This is a genomic window from Tenacibaculum sp. 47A_GOM-205m (assembly GCF_000518405.1).
GTDB lineage: Bacteria > Bacteroidota > Bacteroidia > Flavobacteriales > Flavobacteriaceae > Polaribacter > Polaribacter lutimaris.
This window is the reverse complement of sequence record NZ_JADN01000007.1, coordinates 117,856-134,621: the sequence shown is the minus strand read 5'-3', so window position 1 is coordinate 134,621 and position 16,766 is coordinate 117,856. Positions and strand designations below refer to the sequence as shown.

The following is a 16,766-nucleotide window of genomic DNA, read 5'->3' as shown; positions in this document are numbered from 1 at the left end:
AAGTTTTCTAATATGGCAGAAAAAGAAATGTCTTTTTTAGACCATCTTGAAGAATTAAGATGGCATTTGGTTAGAAGTTTTACTGCTATTTTTGTGGTAGCAATCGTCATTTTTGCAAATATCAACTTTGTATTTAATGAAATTTTATTGGCTCATTTAAAGCCTGATTTCGCTACTTATAAATTTTTCTGTAAAACATTCACTACTATAGGAATAGATAGTAGTTTTTGTGATATCAGTTTTAATCAAACACTACAAGCTTTAAACCCTACTCAACAATTAATGACAGGAATTTGGTCTTCATTAATTTTAGGTTTTGTAGTTGCTTTTCCTTATGTTCTGTGGGAAATATGGCGTTTTATAGCTCCTGGTCTTCATGAAAATGAAAGAAAAAAATCTAAAGGATTTATTTTTACTTCTTCTTTCTTATTCTTTTTAGGAGTTTTATTTAGCTATTACGTTATTTTACCAATGTCAGTTTATTTCTTTTACAATTTTGAAATATCAGATGCTATCCAAAATAACTTTAAAGTTGATGCTTATATAGGTTTAATAACTAATACTCTTATAGGGGTTGCTGTATTTTTTGAGTTACCAGTAGTAATTTATTTCCTTTCTAAAATAGGATTAATCACTCCTGAGTTTTTACGAAAATACCGTAAACATGCATTGGTTGTTGTGCTGATTTTATCTGCCATTATAACACCTCCTGATGTTGCTAGCCAAATAATAGTATCGGTTCCTATCATGATTTTATACGAGATTAGCATTTATATCTCAAAGTTTGTAATAAAAAAACAACAAAAATATGTCTCAAAAAGTCCAAGAGTTTAACGAGTACCGTTCAAAAATGAACGAGAAAATTTTAGCATCAGATAATAAAGTAATCAAACGTATTTTTAATTTAGATACGAATGCTTATGCAGAAGGTCATTTATCAGTAAAGACCAAAGAGTTATTGGGATTGGTTGCTTCTGCTGTATTACGCTGCGACGATTGTATTGCCTACCATTTAGAAACTGCTTATAAAAATGGTGTTACCAAAGAAGAAATGATGGAAACAATGAGTATTGCTACTTTAGTAGGCGGAACCATTGTTATTCCTCACCTACGAAGAGCTGTAGAGTTTTGGGAAGCTTTAGAAAACGAAGCCTAACTTTATCGTGTAATTGTTTAAGAATGTTTTAAGAAACTGTTTTGTTACATTTACACTTTCAACTATAAGAAATGAAATTAAGAGCAGATAACATACAAAAAATTTACGGTAATAGAAAAGTTGTAAAGGGTATTTCTTTAGAAGTAGAGCAAGGTGAAATTATCGGGCTACTAGGCCCTAACGGAGCAGGAAAAACGACTTCTTTTTATATGATTGTTGGAATGATTAAGCCTAATGACGGTCATATATATTTAGATGACGAAGAAATAACTACCGATGCAATGTACAAGCGTGCTCAAAAAGGTATTGGTTATTTAGCACAAGAAGCTTCTGTTTTTAGAAAATTATCTGTTGAAGATAACATCATGTCTGTTTTAGAATTTACAAACAGAACCAAAGCTGAAAGAAAACAACGCTTAGAAGAGTTAATTGATGAGTTTAGCTTAGGTCATGTTCGTAAAAATCGTGGTGATTTATTATCAGGTGGAGAACGCCGTAGAACTGAAATAGCTCGTTGTTTAGCTTCTGATCCTAAATTTATTTTATTGGATGAGCCTTTTGCAGGTGTAGATCCTATAGCCGTAGAAGATATTCAAGGAATTGTTGCTCAATTAAAGAACAAAAACATCGGAATTTTAATTACAGATCACGATGTACAAGCAACTTTAGCCATTACTGATAGAACGTATTTAATGTATAATGGAGGTATCCTAAAAGAAGGGACACCTGAAGAGTTAGCTGAAGATGAAACAGTTCGTAAAGTATATCTTGGAAAAGATTTTGAGTTAAAGAAGAAGAATTTTGAGAATAATCATGCCATTACTCAAAATCATTTTATAATTGAAAACGCTAAAGAAGATGATATTTTAGCCTCTTTTTCAGAAGTTTATCATAATCATAACTTAAAAGAAGGATTCAAACTATATAGAAGAAAAGGAAATACCAGTTCTTTCCTTGTAATACCTTCAGATAAAACAAACTTTGTTGATTTCTGCAACATCTGTATTGATATTAAAAATATAGAGGTAAAAGGAAATATTAAAGTTTCTGATTACAGTTACGGAAAAATAGCCAACTATAACGATTGGTGTAATTTTGAAATAGACACTAATAAAGTTATATTGACTAATAGAAATAATGAAAATTGGGATATCTTCAAAGACGGAGACTATTCAAAAAACAAACTTATAAGTAAACCTTTTGCAGAAGATAAACTATCCTTAGACAATTATCATTTTATAATGGATATTTATGATCCTGAAAAAAGTAATTAAAATAAAAAACACGTTGATATCAACGTGTTTTTTTATGATTTCACTCCTCTATTTTGAAGTTCTTTAATATTATTTTGATGAAAGTTTTTTATCTGAATTATTTACGAAAGACAAAACTACATACGAAAGAATAATCATTGGCACTGCAACTATCTTTAACGTAATAATTAACACTACTGACAACACTAAGAACACATATTTTATCACATTATCTTTAAAAGAGAAATTCTTAAACTTTAGAGAAAATAACGGAATTTCAGCATTCATTAAATATGTAAATAATGCGGTTATAATCAATAAAAAATATTGATTTTCTATTAAACCTATAAAAAATGATTCTTTATCAAACTGAGCTATTAATGGTAATGAAATCACAAACAAACTCATTGCAGGTGTTGGCACTCCTATAAAACTATCTGATTGACGTTCGTCTATATTAAACTTAGCCAAACGATAACCTGCTCCTAGTGTTAATATCAATCCTAAGTATGGTAAGTTACTACCCGTAGCCCCGTATGTATCAACTCCAAAGTATCCAACTGCATCAACATCAAACGCATTCACCAACATTTGCATCATTACAATTCCTGGTACTACACCACTCGTTACCATATCTGCTAAACTATCTAATTGTTTTCCTAGTTCACCTTGTATGTTTAACATACGTGCTGCAAACCCATCAAAAAAGTCAAAAAGAATTCCTGTCATTACTAAAATTGCCGTTGCAAAAAAGTCTCCTTTAATAGCAAAAACAGTAGCAATTGTACCACATAACAAGTTTCCTAAAGTTAATAAATTTGGAATATATTTTTTGATATTCATAGTATTCATAATTTACAGCTAAAATAAGAAATCATTTAATGAGTTTTATGTTTTAGCTATTTTTTGTCATATTTGTTTTAAAAGCTATAACGCAGTATTATGCCAATTATTTCAAACATATTTTCACCTAGCCTACCTTTTAAAAACGGGCATTTTAACACAATATATCGTCCTTTGTTCATGAAAAACACAATAGTGTATGACAGAACAAGAGTAACAACTTGGGATGCTGATTTTATAGATTTAGATTTTTCTTTCGTAGGTTCAAAATCCTTAGTCTTATTAATTCACGGATTAGAAGGAAGTTCACAATCAAACTATATGATTACCACTTCTAACTACCTTAATAAAAAAGGATTTGATACTGTTTGTATGAATTTAAGAGGCTGTAGTGGAGAAGACAATTTACTTTTAGGAACATACCATAGCGGTAAAACTGATGATGTTGATTTTGTCATCAAATATCTTAGTAAAAATTACAGTTATGATAAAATTATAATCGTCGGATTTAGTTTAGGAGGAAACTTAACGTTAAAATATTTAGGCGAATTTATTGATATTCCTTCAGAAGTAAAAGGAGGTGTAGCTGTTTCTGTCCCTGTTGATTTAACCTCTTCACAAGCTGAATTAAACAAACTAAAAAACAAAATATATCTGAATGAGTTTTTGCGAACAATGAAATTAAAACTTTTAAAAAAGGCAGAAAAATTTCCTGATTTTAAGCTTAACAAAGAGTTATTACTTAAAGCAAGTAAGTTCCGTCATTTAGAAAAACAATACACAGTACCTGTTTTTGGATTTGAAAGCTCTGAAGATTATTGGCAAAAAGCAAGCTCAAAACCTTTTATTTCTGAAATAAAAGTTCCAACATTGCTTATAAATGCTTTAAACGATAGTTTTTTATCTAAAGAATGTTATCCCTTTAAAGAAGCTAAAAATATGAACAATTTTTATTTATTAACCCCTAATTACGGTGGACATGTTGGTTTTATATCATCTTTTACCCATACTGAGAATGATTGGTTAGAAAAATCTATTACTCAATTTATTGAAGAAACTATTGGAATAAAACATTAACCTAAAAATTTATAACTATATGAATCGGTTTTATGATATTTGTAAAACACTCATGTAGTTTAGCTTTTTATGATGATAAAAAAAATTGCGTTTATTTTACTTACTTTATTAAGTATTAATTTAGGATTTTCTCAAAACACGAATACCCTAACTTTATCTAAATTCTCTCAAATTAGTGTTATTACTTCGGGGCCTGGAGAAGCTTTATATGAAAAATTTGGTCATACAGCGGTTCGTGTAAAAGACCCTGTTTTACAACTTGATTTAATCTACAACTACGGTATTTTCGATTTTGAAGACCCTAATTTTTATATCAATTTCACAAAAGGATTTATGAAATATAAATTGGCTCGCTACCCATTTTATTTATCCTTAAAAAGCGCACAACAAGATAGTCGTTGGGTTAAAGAACAGGTTTTAAACTTAACTCAACAACAAAAAAATGAGTTTTTTAAGTTTCTAGAAAACAATGCACTTCCTCAAAACGCAAGTTACTTTTATGATCCTTTTTTTGACAATTGTGCTACCAGACCCCGTGATATTATTCAAAAAATTACTGGTGATAATTTAGTTTTTAAAGATGATTTTGTTTCGGAAAATTTATCACTAAGGCAGTTAATGAACAAAGAAATTAATCCTAATACATGGGGAAGTTTAGGCATTAATATTGCGCTAGGAAGTAAACTAGATAAAATAGCTAGTCCTTCAGAGTATTTATACCTACCTGATTATATTTTTGAGGCTTTAAAAGCTTCAAAAATTATCAAAGGAAATAAAGAAGAAGATTTAGTTAAAAAAACCAACATTTTACTCGATTTTGAAGAAAAAGAAGCAAAAAGTGATGCTTTTAGTCCGTTTTTGGCAATATTACTTTTTTCTTTATTAGGATTATTTATTACTTACAAAGACATAAAAAACTCAAAAAGAAGTAAATGGCTTGACTTTATTTTATTTTTTATAACAGGAACTTTAGGATTGTTAATTGTTTTTTTATGGTTCTTTACTAATCATTCAACTGCTCCAAACAACTTCAACTTTTTATGGGCGTTTGCTCCTAATTTAATGGTAGCTTTCTTTTTACTGAAAGAAAACCCTCCTAAATGGATTCACATTTATGTGAAAATTTTATTGATTTTTTTAGTTTTAATTCCTGTTGTTTGGTTAACCAAAATACAGTTATATACCTACCCTATAACTCCTTTGTTTATATTACTAGGAATTCGTTACTGGTATTTACAAAAAACTTTGAAGTGCTAATTCATACCCTTGTAAACCAAACCCGAAAAGAACTCCTTTCGCATTTGAAGCAATATAGCTTACATGACGAAACTCTTCACGAGCATGTATATTAGAAATATGAACTTCAACAACAGGAGTATCAATCGCTTTTACAGCATCACCAATACCTACAGAAGTATGTGTATAGGCTGCTGCATTTAGAATAATACCATGATAATCAAAACCAACTTCATGCAATTTATCTATTATTTCTCCTTCAATATTCGATTGAAAATATTCTAATACAACTGTCTTATTTTTATCTTTCAACTCATTAAAAAAATCTTCAAAAGAATTTGAACCATAAATAGTAGGCTCTCTCTTTCCTAATAAATTTAAGTTCGGTCCGTTAATTATGATTATTTTTTTCATCTCTAGTATTTATGGTAAAAATAGCTTTTTTAACTTTCTTGTATAAAAAAAGGAAGCAAAATTGCTTCCTTTATACTTTATGAGATATCTTTCAATTAAAAAAAGTATCCTACAGATAATTGGAACACTCCATTTTTAATAGCATCTTCTTCATTATCCTTAGCTATATCAGTCAAACCTAAGTTATAACGAGCACCAAAATTTAAACCATTACTTAATTTATATCCTAAACCAAAGTTTAACCCGAAATCAAAACCATTAGTCTCATCTTTTAAGCTCTCTGTAGACTCTTGACCATTTGCCTCTGCCTTCATTTCAGAAGTTGTTCTAAAAGCTAGTTGAGGACCAGCTTCTAAACTAAATCCTTCTACAACATAATATTTAGCCATTAAAGGAACAGCAATATAATCCATCTTGAAAGTTACATCAGCTCCTGAACCTGCAAAATCATCATTTGATCCTCCTTGAGCAGAGTATAACAATTCAGGTTGAAAAGAAAACTTATCTGAAATAGAGATTTCAGCCATTGCTCCAAGATGAAAAGAAGTTCTAGAATCAAAATTTTCAGTAAAATCCTTATTACCATTTAAACTAGCTAAGTTTAAACCTGCTTTAACACCAAATTTTACATCTTGTGCATTAGCACTAAAACCTGCAGCAACCATAGCAATTACTAATAATAATTTTTTCATAATTTTTAAATTTATAATTTTAAGTTTGTGTCACGAAAGTAAACTATTTTTTTATTTTTTCAACGTTAAAATAATAAAAAAAGGAAGCAAACTTGCTTCCTTTTTTTATTATTAAATTATAGAGTAATAATATTACCAAGCGTATCCTAAAGAAACTCCTAACCTTGGTAAAAATCCATCAATACTAACAGTAGTTCCTCCTGTTGCAGAAGCAGAAACATATTGTGCTCCAAAATTTAAATCTAAAGCAAAACCTGAATCTCCTCCACCAAATACCCATTGGTATCCAGCTAAAGCACCACCAGAAAAAGCAGAAAAACCTACATCTTCTCCTGAATTATTTTCTGCTGAAGCAGATAAATAATTTACAAAAGGCGCAGCATACCAACCTCTTGGAGCATCTTTATCAGAAGAAAAGTAAAATTTATATTTACCTTCAACTCCAATAGCACTTGCACTAACTTTTTCTGAACCAGAAGTTACATCAGCACCAGCATAAGATAATCCTACTTCAAAAGAACCTTTATCAGAAACAGCTCTTTCGTAAGATAATTCAGCTGTTCCAAATGCTAATCCAATAGGGTTTGCCTTAATAACATTCTTTTGTGCGTTTGCAGTAAAACCAGTAGCTACCATAGCAATTACTAATAATAATTTTTTCATGAATTTTTAATTTTATTAATTATAAGTTTGTGCAGCGAAAATAATTTTATTTTTTATTTTTTTAACTTTTTTTTCACAAAAAAAACATATTTTCAAACAATGAACTGGGAGTCAATGATATACAATTACACTAGTTATTTAAAAATCGAAAGGGGCCTTTCTAAGAACTCGATAGATAGCTATAATAGAGATATAAATAAACTTTTTTTATTTGTTGAAAATCTAGAAAACACTCCTTCACCAATTCATATAACTGCAGAAACTATTCAACAATTTATTTATGAAACTAGTAAAAGTATCAATGCTCGTAGTCAAGCTAGATTAATTTCTGGACTTCGTAGTTTTTTTGATTATTTAGTTTTTGAAGACTATCGAAAAGACAATCCAACCGATTTAATTGAAAGCCCAAATATTACGAGAAAACTACCTGATACGTTAGAAAAAGAAGATATAGATAAGTTAATTGCTGCAATTGATTTAAGCCATCCACAAGGAGAACGTAATAAAACAATCATAGAAACTATTTACAGTTGTGGTCTTCGTGTAAGCGAATTAATTAACTTACAACTCTCTGATTTATTTTTTGATGAAGGTTATATTCAAGTTCTTGGAAAAGGAAATAAATATCGTTTTGTTCCTATTCATATTACCACTATTCATAGGCTGAACTTTTACATTAATGAAATCAGGTCCCAAATTACTCCTAAAAAGGAAGATGAAGACACTGTTTTTCTTAATCGTAGAGGTAAAAAGTTAACTCGCCAAATGATTTTTATTATTTTAAAAGAATTAGCTCAAAAAATTAATCTCAAAAAAAGTATTGGCCCTCATACATTACGACACTCTTTTGCTACTTATTTACTAAAAAACGGAGCAGATTTACGTGTTATTCAACAGTTATTAGGACATGAAAGTATTACTACTACAGAAATTTACGTACATTTAGATAATAGCTACCTTAAAGAAGTTGTTGAATTACACCACCCTAGAAGTGGTTTTAATTTAAATGAAGAGGAAATATAAACGAAACTATCGGGTACAAAAAAAGGCAAGCTACCTACATCACACCGCTACGACCTAATACCCTTGCTGCGTTCCCGCCCTGGGGGATTCAAAGGGAGCTGGTTGTGTAGGACTTGCCGATGCAAATTTACAACCATTTTTTCGTAAAAAACAACAAAATTTCAATAAAAAAACTGTAACATTTCTAAGTTTTTGAATACTAATAGTTTGTTATTTATATTTTTCCTTTTTACAGGATAAAATAAACGTAACATTAAAAAAGAATATATTTGTATCACTAACTAAAATTACACAATGGAAAATCAAGCAAACAGCAAAAGCACTATCTTAAACTATGGATTAATTTACGGAGGAGCTATAGTTTTAACTAACCTTATAATTTACGCTTTGGGTATGACCTTCGATACTGTGGGAGGAATAATTAACATGATTGTATTAGCTGCATGTATTATTGCTCTTCCTATTTTAGCTATAAAAAAATACAAAAAAGATAATAATTCTTTTTTAACTTGGGGACAAGCTTTAAAAATAGGTGTAGGTGTTGTTGCTATTGGTGCTTTAATAAGTATTATCTATAGTCATATTTTCACTGGTCTTATTGAACCAGATTTCTATAACCAATTAAACGAATTCCAAACTCAAAAATTACTAGATGCTGGTTTAACAGATGAGCAAGTTGATACTCAATTAGCTATGCAATCTAAATTTCAAGGAACTCTTATTGGAGACGCATTAGGTTTTTTATTTTATGTTTTTCTTGGTTTTGTCGTATCAGCAATAACTGGTGCTATCATGAAAAAAACAGAAGAAGACCAATATTAAAAATAGTTTAAACAAGTTAAAGTTTTACATAAAAGTAATACTTCGTAACTTTACCTTTTTAAACATTGAATAAAATATATGGATATATCGGTAGTAATACCTCTTCTTAACGAAGAAGAGTCTTTACACGAGTTACACGATTGGATTGCAAACGTCATGCAATCCAATCAGTTTTTATACGAACTCATTTTTATTGATGATGGTAGTACAGATACTTCTTGGAATGTTATTGAAGAGTTATCAGCTAAAAACAAATCAGTTAAAGGAATTCGTTTTCAAAAAAACTATGGAAAATCACAAGCATTAGATGCTGGTTTTGGTCTAGCAAAAGGGCAAGTGGTTATTACCATGGATGCTGATTTACAAGACAGTCCAGATGAAATTCCAGAATTATATAAGCTCATTACAGAAGAAAATTTCGATTTAATTTCTGGATGGAAGAGAAAACGCTACGATAACGTAATTACTAAAAATATTCCATCTAAACTCTTCAATTGGGCCGCTCGTAAAACATCAGGACTAAAATTACACGATTTTAATTGTGGTTTAAAAGCTTATAAAAATGAAGTTGTCAAAGCAGTTAAAGTTAGTGGTGAAATGCACCGCTATATTCCTGTATTGGCAAAAAACGAAGGATTTAATCGTATTGATGAAAAGGTAGTACAACACCAAGCTCGTAAGTATGGAGTTACCAAATTTGGAATGGATCGTTTTGTAAACGGTTTTTTAGACTTAATTACTATTTCATTTTTATCTAAATTCGGTAAACGCCCTATGCACTTTTTTGGTTTATGGGGAACTTTAATGTTTATTTTCGGATTCTTATCTGCCTTTTTTATTGGGGTGATGAAAATATACCACCTTACTGTCGGAGTAAAAGCAATACTCGTTACAAGTAATCCTTGGTTTTACATAGCCTTAACTTCCATGATTTTAGGAACTCTTATGTTTTTAGCAGGTTTCTTAGGCGAGCTAATAATTAAGAGTAATCCACAACAAAAACATTATAAAATTAAAGAACAACTGAATTTTTAAACTCGTACCTTTGTGCGTTTTTTAATTTGATACATGAAAGAGATTTTAAACAAGGCTAAACAATGGCTTTCTGACTATTTCGATTCAGAAACCCAACAAGAAATTCAGCAATTAATTAATACTAATGCTGACGATTTAGCAGATCGTTTTTACAAAAACCTAGAATTTGGAACTGGAGGAATGCGTGGAATTGTTGGCGCAGGCACCAACCGAATTAATAAATACACCTTAGGTAAAGCAACTCAAGGATTAAGTAATTACTTACACAAAACATATCCTGATAAAACATTAAAAGTAGCTATTGGTTACGATTGCCGCCACGACAGTGAATGGTTAGCTAAAGTGGTTGCTGATGTATTATCTGCAAATAACATTCAAGTATTTTTGTTTGAAGATATGCGTCCTACTCCAGAGTTATCTTTTGCGGTAAATTACTTGAGCTGTGACGCTGGAATCGTATTAACCGCTTCTCACAATCCTCCTGAATATAACGGATATAAAGTATATTGGAATGATGGTGGACAAATCGTTCCTCCACAAGACACAGAAATTATCAATGAAGTAAACTCATTAGCTTTTTCTGAAATCAATTTTAATGCAAAAGAAGAATTGATAGCTGCTATCGGAAGTGAAATTGATGAAGCCTTTTGGAAAGCTTCTTTTGCTAACGGAACTTTTGATATCAAAGGTCGTGAAGATTTAAAAATAGTATTCACTTCACTACATGGAACGTCTATCAAATTAATTCCAGAGGTTTTAAAACGTGCTGGTTATACTCAAGTTCATATTGTTGAAGAACAAGCTATTCCTGATGGTGACTTCTCTACGGTTGAATCTCCGAACCCAGAAGAACCTGCAGCACTTAAAATGGCAGTTGACTTAGCCAATAAAGTTGATGCTGATATCGTGTTAGGAACCGACCCTGATTCAGACAGAATTGGAATTGCTGTTAGAGATATAGATGGAAATATGACCTTGTTAAACGGAAATCAAACCATGAGTATGATGACCGATTTCTTGATTAATGATTGGAAAAAACAAGGAAAATTAAATGGGAATCAATTTGTAGGCTCTACTATTGTTTCTACCAATTTAGTGAATGAAATTGCAGATTCATATGGAGTGGAAACCAAAGTTGGATTAACTGGTTTTAAATGGATTGCTAAAATGATTAAAGATCACCCTGAACTTAATTTTATAGGTGGTGGTGAAGAAAGTTTTGGCTATATGGTAGGTGATTTTGTACGAGACAAAGATGCGGTTACCTCTGCCCTACTCGCTTGTGAAATAGCTGCTGATGCAAAAGCTAATAATAGTTCTTTCTATAAAGAATTATTAAACTTATATACACGTCATCATTTTTATAAAGAGCATTTAATTTCTTTAGTAAAAAAAGGAATGGATGGAGCGCAGCAAATCAAACAAATGATGGTTGATTTACGTAATAATCCGTTTACTGAAATAGATGGTTCTAAAGTTAAATATTTATACGATTATCAATTTTCAATAAGGAAAAACTTAATCACTGGTGAGGAAACTACAATTGATATACCTAAGTCAAATGTATTGATTTACCAAACAGAAGACGGAACCAAAATTGCTGCTCGCCCAAGTGGTACTGAACCAAAAATTAAATTCTACTTTAGTGTTAAGAGTAAATTAAGTGATGTTTCAAATGCTAAAGAAATAGAAAAAGAGCTTGACAATAAAATTCAACGTATTATTAAAGAATTAAATTTATAATGGACTATTTCAAAAAGATTATTAAATACGCTATACCATACAAAAAGTATGGTTATTTAAATATCTTATTTAATATCTTATATGCTCTTTTTTCAACTCTTTCATTTTTGGTGCTAATGCCAATGTTAGAGGTTATTTTTAAACCTGATGCTCCTAAAATAACTAAAGAACCTACTTTTCAAGGAATAACAAATATTATAGGTTATTTCAAAGAGTTTATTTCTTATCATATTACTGAAATAGCTGGAGATGATAAATCAAAAGCTTTGATGGTAGTAGTTGGTTTAGTTATTATAACTTTTTTCTTTAAGAACATCTTTAACTACTTAGCAATGTACTTTATTACATTTCTAAGAAATGGAGTTTTAAAAGATATAAGAAATGATTTATACAAGAAAATTCTTGAACTTCCTATTTCTTACTTTTCAGAAAAAAGAAAAGGAGATACAATGGCAAGAATTGGCACCGATGTATTAGAAGTTCAATATTCCTTTTTATCGATATTATTAATGATTGTTAGAGAGCCTCTAACAATTATTTTTACTATAACAGCAATGATTGCTATCAGTTTTAAGCTAACTATTTTTGTTTTTATTTTCATTCCTATTTCTGGCTATGTAATTTCTTTAATCGGAAAAAGTTTAAAACGACAATCTGACAATGTCCAAAAGGAGCAAGGATATTTTTTATCGTTACTGGAAGAAACTTTAGGGGGGCTTAAAGTAATTAAAGGCTTTACTGCTGAGAATGAATTTCAACAAAAATTTGAAAAATCAACTAGTCGATTTTTTCGTTATAGAAACAACCTTGTTAACCGAACAAATTTATCTAGTCCTACTAGTGAATTTCTTGGTATTGGAGTTATTGCTATTTTATTATGGTATGGCGGTAAACTTGTTATAACAGAGGGGTCTCTTGGAGGTGAGGAATTTATTGTATATATGGGATTAGCTTATAACATTTTAACTCCTGCAAAAGAAATTTCTAAAGCAAGTTATAGTATTAAAAAAGGAAATGCAGCTGCAGAACGTATTTTAGAGGTTCTAGAAACAGAAAACCCTTTAAAAGATGTTCCAAATGCTATTGATAAGACAACTTTTGATAGCGAAATATCAATAAATAACATTTCCTTTAAATACGAAGACAACTATGTTTTAAAAGATTTTTCTCTAAGCATACCTAAAGGTAAAATGGTTGCTTTAGTTGGACAATCTGGAAGTGGGAAATCTACCATAGCTAACTTACTAACTCGTTTTTATGATGTTAACGAAGGAACTATAGAAATAGATGGAACTGATATAAAGAACATTAAGAAACACTCGCTACGTCAATTAGAAGGTCTTGTTACTCAAGATTCAATTTTGTTTAACGATACTGTAAAAAACAATATTACTTTAGGAATTGAAGGTAAAAGTGACGAAGAAATTATAGAAGCTGCAAAAATTGCCAATGCACATGAGTTCATAAAAGATTTACCTAATGGTTATGATACTAATATAGGTGATGGCGGAAACAAACTTTCAGGAGGACAAAAACAGCGTTTAAGTATTGCTCGTGCTGTTCTTAAAAACCCTCCAATTATGATTTTAGATGAAGCTACATCGGCTTTAGATACAGAGTCTGAAAAACTAGTACAAGACGCTCTAGAAAAAATGATGCAAAATAGAACCTCTATAGTTATTGCACATCGTTTATCTACCATTCAAAAAGCAGATTTGATTGTAGTAATGCTAAAAGGAAAAATTGTTGAGCAAGGAACACATGAAGAGTTGATTTTGAAAAGTGGTATTTATAAAAAGCTTGTAGAAATGCAATCTTTAGGGTAATAAAAAAGAGAAGCAAATGCTTCTCTTTTTTATTACCCTACTTTTTTATTCTTGACTTATTTTTAAACCTAATTGCTCTCCTTTTTCTAACATAAACTGAAAAGAAGCTTCATGTTCATTAGGTATTTTACCATCTAATATTGCTTCTTTTATAGCTTCTTTTATTTGACCTATTTCTCTACAAGGTTGTAGGTTAAATGTTTTCATAATCTCCTCACCTGTAATTGGTGGCTGGAAATTACGAACTCTATCGCGTTCTTCTACTTCTTTAATTTTTTCACGAACTACCTCAAAATTCTTATGGTAACGTTTAAATTTCTTCGGATTTTTAGTCGTTATGTCTGCTTCACACAACGTCATCAGTGATTCTATATCATCTCCAGCATCAAAAATTAAACGACGTACAGCAGAATCTGTTACTTCACTTGCTAAAGCAATCGGACGAGAACTTAACAACACCATTTTCTGAACAAACTTCATTTTATTGTTCAATGGCATTTTTAAGCGTTTGAATAGTTTATATACCATTTTTGATCCCACAAATTCATGTGAATGGAAAGTCCAACCTATTTTTTTATGATAACGTTTTGTAGGCGCTTTACCTATATCGTGTAACAACGCTGCCCAACGAAGCCAAACATCATCTGTATTTTGAGCAATATTATCAACTACTTCTAAGGTATGATAAAAATTATCTTTGTGTTTTTGCCCTTCTACCTCTTCTACTCCTTTTAAAGCGATTAATTCTGGTAAAATCCTCTCTAACAGACCTGTTTTTTCTAACAATAAAAAACCTATAGAAGGCACTGGAGATTCTAAAATTTTATTCAATTCAACTACAATACGCTCACGAGTAATAATATCTATTCTTGGAGCATTTTTTGTAATTGCGTTTAACGAATTTTCTTCAATAGTAAAATTCAATTGGGTAGCAAATCGAATAGCACGCATCATTCGTAAAGGATCGTCAGAATACGTAATATCAGGGTTCAAAGGTGTTCTTATAGTTTTTGCTTCTAAATCTGCTATACCACCAAAAGGATCTAATAACAATCCGAAATCATCTTCATTTAAACTCAATGCTAATGCATTTATCGTAAAATCTCTCCTGTTTTGATCGTCTTGTAAGGTTCCTTCAGAAACTTTAGGGTTTCTACTTTCCTCTGAGTACGATTCTTTACGCGCCCCTACAAACTCAATTTCAACATCTTTAAAACGTAACATCGCTGTTCCGTAAGTTTTAAACACCTGAACTTTGGGTTTATTAGGTAGTAATTCAGCTACTTTTTGGGCTAACTCTATTCCACTTCCAACAGCAACTACATCAACATCTTTGGCTGTACCTCGTTGTAAAATAAAATCACGTACAAAACCGCCAATTACATAGCTTTCTAGTTGTAACTCTTTAGCTGCTTGGGATATATATTGAAATATTTCTGCGGAAATCGCTTCCTTAAAATATTGTTTTTGCATACAATTATTCTCTAATCACAATAACATCGTCACCTTCGATTTTTAAAATGGTTGAAGATTTTTCTGCTACTTTCTCTTGATGCAAATCTACCACATAATCTACATTCTTTAAAATTGCTTCGCTTATTTCTGAAAAAGACTTGGGTGTAGGCTCTCCACTAACGTTTGCAGATGTAGAAACTATAGGCTTACCAAATTCTTTAATTAACTGAATACAAAACTCATCCTGTGGAATTCTTATGGCAATTGTATTGTCAGATGCAATCGTATTGGGTGCTAATCCTTTTGGATTATTATAAATAATAGTGGTTGGTTTTTTAGATTCTTTTAAAATTTGAAGTGCCTTTTCAGGAATATTTTCAACATAATCCTGCAACATTTCAATTGAATTAACTAAAATGATTAAGCTTTTAGACTCTTCTCTATTTTTTAATTGGTAGATTTTTTTGACAGCTTCTTCATTAGTAGCATCACAACCTAATCCCCAAACAGTATCAGTAGGGTACAGGATTATTTTTTCTTGTTTAAGACAACTTATAACTTCCTTCATATTAATAATCTAACCTATATTTATCTTCTAACCAGTTTAAAAAGAAAGTTAATTTATCTTCAGGACATTGATCTAGGCTCTGTAAATTTAAAAAAAGTTTATTTGGATTGTTTACTTTTACTCTTAGTTTATACTTAGACCAAACAAAATATTTATCTTTATGAATATAAATCAATTGATAATCGTCTTTTAAAACACAAGTTTTATTTTTAATTTCAATGTGATTTGCAAGTCCTTGAGGAGTAAATTGGGCTACACTTCTAAACTTATATTTTACGTTTTCTATTTCCGCTTCTCTATTCTCTTTAAAAAAAGTTTGAAATGTCGATTTTCTTAATGGAGCTGGGATGTGTTGAAATCTAAAAAATCGTTTTTCAAAACCTGCTACTTCTGCAGCTTTCTGTTGTGCTCTTTTATGTTTAGGTTTTGCTTTACTCTCTTCAGAATAACTAAATATTTTTTTATGAAGTTTTTCTTCTTCAAACTTTAACCATTTACCTCTTATTAGAGGTTTACCATCAATAAAAAAATCCGTAATTTTTGTTTCTTTTAGTAAGAACATATCATCATTAAAGTAGAGAAAATGTTCTGCTAAGTCTGGTATGTTGTATAGTTTAGTTTCTATAGGTCGATTAGAAAATACAGGTAGGTATTTTTTATCTTCTTTAAAAATATCTTTGTGATCAACTATAAACACATTATCATAAGTTCCTTCTTCTTTATATTTTATGAAATTAGGAACCTGATTGTCTGTTACAATATAAATGTTTCGTATAAATTTAGCATACTTTAGTATTGAATTTACCGAATATTTTATTTCTTCAACTTGATCTAAACGAGTTCTAAACTCTTTATTAGTAGTTACTCCCTTATTTTTTAGATAAGGGAGTATTTTTTGTTGATGTTGTTCATCTTTACCGTCAACCCAAGTAATTACAGCATCAATAGGAAAACTCATAT

Annotated in this window: 16 protein-coding genes, 1 other RNA gene and 1 pseudogene; 10 read left to right on the top strand and 8 right to left on the bottom strand. The window is 30.4% G+C overall.

Annotation, left to right across the window (positions count from 1 at the left end; translation table 11 throughout):
- Positions 1 to 12: 12 nt before the first annotated feature.
- The 3 genes and pseudogenes from tatC to lptB all read left to right on the top strand — a co-directional run.
- Positions 13 to 834 carry a twin-arginine translocase subunit TatC gene (gene tatC / locus N534_RS0107610; RefSeq protein WP_028891916.1) on the top strand — a complete coding sequence of 274 codons (822 nt, stop codon included), beginning with the start codon at positions 13 to 15 and terminating at the stop codon, positions 832 to 834.
- Positions 809 to 1,156, top strand: a complete 348-nt coding sequence (locus tag N534_RS0107605; protein ID WP_028891915.1) for a carboxymuconolactone decarboxylase family protein — start codon at positions 809 to 811, stop codon at positions 1,154 to 1,156. The genes tatC and N534_RS0107605 overlap by 26 nt, the downstream gene beginning before the upstream one ends.
- 71 nt (positions 1,157 to 1,227) lie before the next feature.
- Positions 1,228 to 1,962, top strand: a pseudogene (gene lptB, locus N534_RS14575) (LPS export ABC transporter ATP-binding protein); the annotation flags it as partial.
- A gap of 537 nt (positions 1,963 to 2,499) precedes the next feature.
- Here the strand turns inward: lptB and N534_RS0107595 are convergent.
- Positions 2,500 to 3,252, bottom strand: coding sequence for a phosphatidylcholine/phosphatidylserine synthase (locus N534_RS0107595; protein WP_197017704.1), 753 nt, complete (start codon positions 3,250 to 3,252; stop codon positions 2,500 to 2,502).
- Positions 3,253 to 3,351: 99 nt separating this feature from the next.
- On the opposite strand from N534_RS0107595, the gene N534_RS0107590 reads away from it, so the two are divergent.
- Both N534_RS0107590 and N534_RS0107585 read left to right on the top strand, forming a co-directional pair.
- The gene (locus N534_RS0107590) at positions 3,352 to 4,329 is read left to right on the top strand and encodes a YheT family hydrolase (RefSeq protein ID WP_028891913.1); all 978 of its coding nucleotides are present in this window, start codon (positions 3,352 to 3,354) and stop codon (positions 4,327 to 4,329) included.
- 69 nt (positions 4,330 to 4,398) lie between these two features.
- Positions 4,399 to 5,586, top strand: a complete 1,188-nt coding sequence (locus N534_RS0107585) for a DUF4105 domain-containing protein (protein ID WP_028891912.1) — start codon at positions 4,399 to 4,401, stop codon at positions 5,584 to 5,586.
- Here the strand turns inward: N534_RS0107585 and aroQ are convergent.
- From aroQ to N534_RS0107570, 3 genes are all read right to left on the bottom strand, one after another.
- Positions 5,563 to 5,979 carry a type II 3-dehydroquinate dehydratase gene (aroQ, locus tag N534_RS0107580; RefSeq protein WP_028891911.1) on the bottom strand — a complete coding sequence of 139 codons (417 nt, stop codon included), beginning with the start codon at positions 5,977 to 5,979 and terminating at the stop codon, positions 5,563 to 5,565. The genes N534_RS0107585 and aroQ overlap by 24 nt on opposite strands.
- 95 nt (positions 5,980 to 6,074) lie before the next feature.
- The gene (locus N534_RS0107575; RefSeq protein ID WP_028891910.1) at positions 6,075 to 6,671 is read right to left on the bottom strand and encodes a porin family protein; all 597 of its coding nucleotides are present in this window, start codon (positions 6,669 to 6,671) and stop codon (positions 6,075 to 6,077) included.
- A 132-nt stretch (positions 6,672 to 6,803) separates the two neighbouring features.
- Complete coding sequence (locus N534_RS0107570; protein ID WP_028891909.1) at positions 6,804 to 7,334, bottom strand: DUF3575 domain-containing protein; 531 nt, start codon at positions 7,332 to 7,334, stop codon at positions 6,804 to 6,806.
- A 99-nt stretch (positions 7,335 to 7,433) separates the two neighbouring features.
- On the opposite strand from N534_RS0107570, the gene xerA reads away from it, so the two are divergent.
- A complete protein-coding gene (xerA, locus tag N534_RS0107565; RefSeq protein ID WP_028891908.1) occupies positions 7,434 to 8,357 on the top strand; it encodes a site-specific tyrosine recombinase/integron integrase in 924 nt (307 codons plus the stop codon).
- Positions 8,358 to 8,377: 20 nt separating this feature from the next.
- Here xerA and ffs read toward each other — a convergent pair.
- Positions 8,378 to 8,476: signal recognition particle sRNA small type (gene ffs / locus N534_RS15205), an RNA gene on the bottom strand.
- A 175-nt stretch (positions 8,477 to 8,651) separates the two neighbouring features.
- On the opposite strand from ffs, the gene N534_RS0107560 reads away from it, so the two are divergent.
- The 4 genes from N534_RS0107560 (at position 8,652) to N534_RS0107545 (ending at position 13,783) form a co-directional block, all read left to right on the top strand.
- Positions 8,652 to 9,179 (top strand): DUF4199 domain-containing protein, encoded by a 528-nt coding sequence (locus N534_RS0107560; protein WP_028891907.1) that lies wholly within the window; start codon positions 8,652 to 8,654, stop codon positions 9,177 to 9,179.
- A 78-nt stretch (positions 9,180 to 9,257) separates the two neighbouring features.
- Positions 9,258 to 10,214, top strand: coding sequence for a glycosyltransferase family 2 protein (locus tag N534_RS0107555; protein WP_028891906.1), 957 nt, complete (start codon positions 9,258 to 9,260; stop codon positions 10,212 to 10,214).
- Positions 10,215 to 10,247: 33 nt separating this feature from the next.
- On the top strand, positions 10,248 to 11,957 hold the full coding sequence (locus tag N534_RS0107550) for a phospho-sugar mutase (RefSeq protein WP_028891905.1): 1,710 nt from the start codon (positions 10,248 to 10,250) through the stop codon (positions 11,955 to 11,957).
- On the top strand, positions 11,957 to 13,783 hold the full coding sequence (locus tag N534_RS0107545; protein ID WP_028891904.1) for an ABC transporter ATP-binding protein: 1,827 nt from the start codon (positions 11,957 to 11,959) through the stop codon (positions 13,781 to 13,783). The genes N534_RS0107550 and N534_RS0107545 overlap by 1 nt, the downstream gene beginning before the upstream one ends.
- 45 nt (positions 13,784 to 13,828) lie before the next feature.
- Here the strand turns inward: N534_RS0107545 and N534_RS0107540 are convergent, their stop codons facing one another.
- The 3 genes from N534_RS0107540 to N534_RS0107530 are packed head-to-tail and all read right to left on the bottom strand — an operon-like array spanning position 13,829 to position 16,764.
- A complete protein-coding gene (locus N534_RS0107540) occupies positions 13,829 to 15,256 on the bottom strand; it encodes a CCA tRNA nucleotidyltransferase (RefSeq protein WP_028891903.1) in 1,428 nt (475 codons plus the stop codon).
- A gap of 4 nt (positions 15,257 to 15,260) precedes the next feature.
- Positions 15,261 to 15,806: an L-threonylcarbamoyladenylate synthase gene (locus tag N534_RS0107535; RefSeq protein WP_028891902.1), complete on the bottom strand. Its 546-nt coding sequence runs from the start codon at positions 15,804 to 15,806 to the stop codon at positions 15,261 to 15,263.
- A gap of 1 nt (position 15,807) precedes the next feature.
- Positions 15,808 to 16,764: a Stealth CR1 domain-containing protein gene (locus N534_RS0107530; protein WP_038005746.1), complete on the bottom strand. Its 957-nt coding sequence runs from the start codon at positions 16,762 to 16,764 to the stop codon at positions 15,808 to 15,810.
- Between the last annotated feature and the right edge of the window lie 2 nt (positions 16,765 to 16,766).

Excerpts from the sequence above, each read along its gene's own strand:
- N534_RS0107575 (WP_028891910.1), bottom strand. The coding sequence starts at position 6,671 with ATGAAAAAATTATTATTAGTAATTGCTATGGTTGCTGCAGGTTTTAGT.
- N534_RS0107595 (WP_197017704.1), bottom strand. The coding sequence starts at position 3,252 with ATGAATATCAAAAAATATATTCCAAATTTATTAACTTTAGGAAACTTG.
- N534_RS0107555 (WP_028891906.1), top strand. The coding sequence starts at position 9,258 with ATGGATATATCGGTAGTAATACCTCTTCTTAACGAAGAAGAGTCTTTA.
- aroQ (WP_028891911.1), bottom strand. The coding sequence starts at position 5,979 with ATGAAAAAAATAATCATAATTAACGGACCGAACTTAAATTTATTAGGA.
- N534_RS0107530 (WP_038005746.1), bottom strand. The coding sequence starts at position 16,764 with ATGAGTTTTCCTATTGATGCTGTAATTACTTGGGTTGACGGTAAAGAT.
- N534_RS0107545 (WP_028891904.1), top strand. The coding sequence starts at position 11,957 with ATGGACTATTTCAAAAAGATTATTAAATACGCTATACCATACAAAAAG.
- tatC (WP_028891916.1), top strand. The coding sequence starts at position 13 with ATGGCAGAAAAAGAAATGTCTTTTTTAGACCATCTTGAAGAATTAAGA.
- N534_RS0107590 (WP_028891913.1), top strand. The coding sequence starts at position 3,352 with ATGCCAATTATTTCAAACATATTTTCACCTAGCCTACCTTTTAAAAAC.
- N534_RS0107560 (WP_028891907.1), top strand. The coding sequence starts at position 8,652 with ATGGAAAATCAAGCAAACAGCAAAAGCACTATCTTAAACTATGGATTA.
- N534_RS0107585 (WP_028891912.1), top strand. The coding sequence starts at position 4,399 with ATGATGATAAAAAAAATTGCGTTTATTTTACTTACTTTATTAAGTATT.
- N534_RS0107535 (WP_028891902.1), bottom strand. The coding sequence starts at position 15,806 with ATGAAGGAAGTTATAAGTTGTCTTAAACAAGAAAAAATAATCCTGTAC.
- N534_RS0107550 (WP_028891905.1), top strand. The coding sequence starts at position 10,248 with ATGAAAGAGATTTTAAACAAGGCTAAACAATGGCTTTCTGACTATTTC.
- N534_RS0107570 (WP_028891909.1), bottom strand. The coding sequence starts at position 7,334 with ATGAAAAAATTATTATTAGTAATTGCTATGGTAGCTACTGGTTTTACT.
- xerA (WP_028891908.1), top strand. The coding sequence starts at position 7,434 with ATGAACTGGGAGTCAATGATATACAATTACACTAGTTATTTAAAAATC.
- N534_RS0107605 (WP_028891915.1), top strand. The coding sequence starts at position 809 with ATGTCTCAAAAAGTCCAAGAGTTTAACGAGTACCGTTCAAAAATGAAC.
- N534_RS0107540 (WP_028891903.1), bottom strand. The coding sequence starts at position 15,256 with ATGCAAAAACAATATTTTAAGGAAGCGATTTCCGCAGAAATATTTCAA.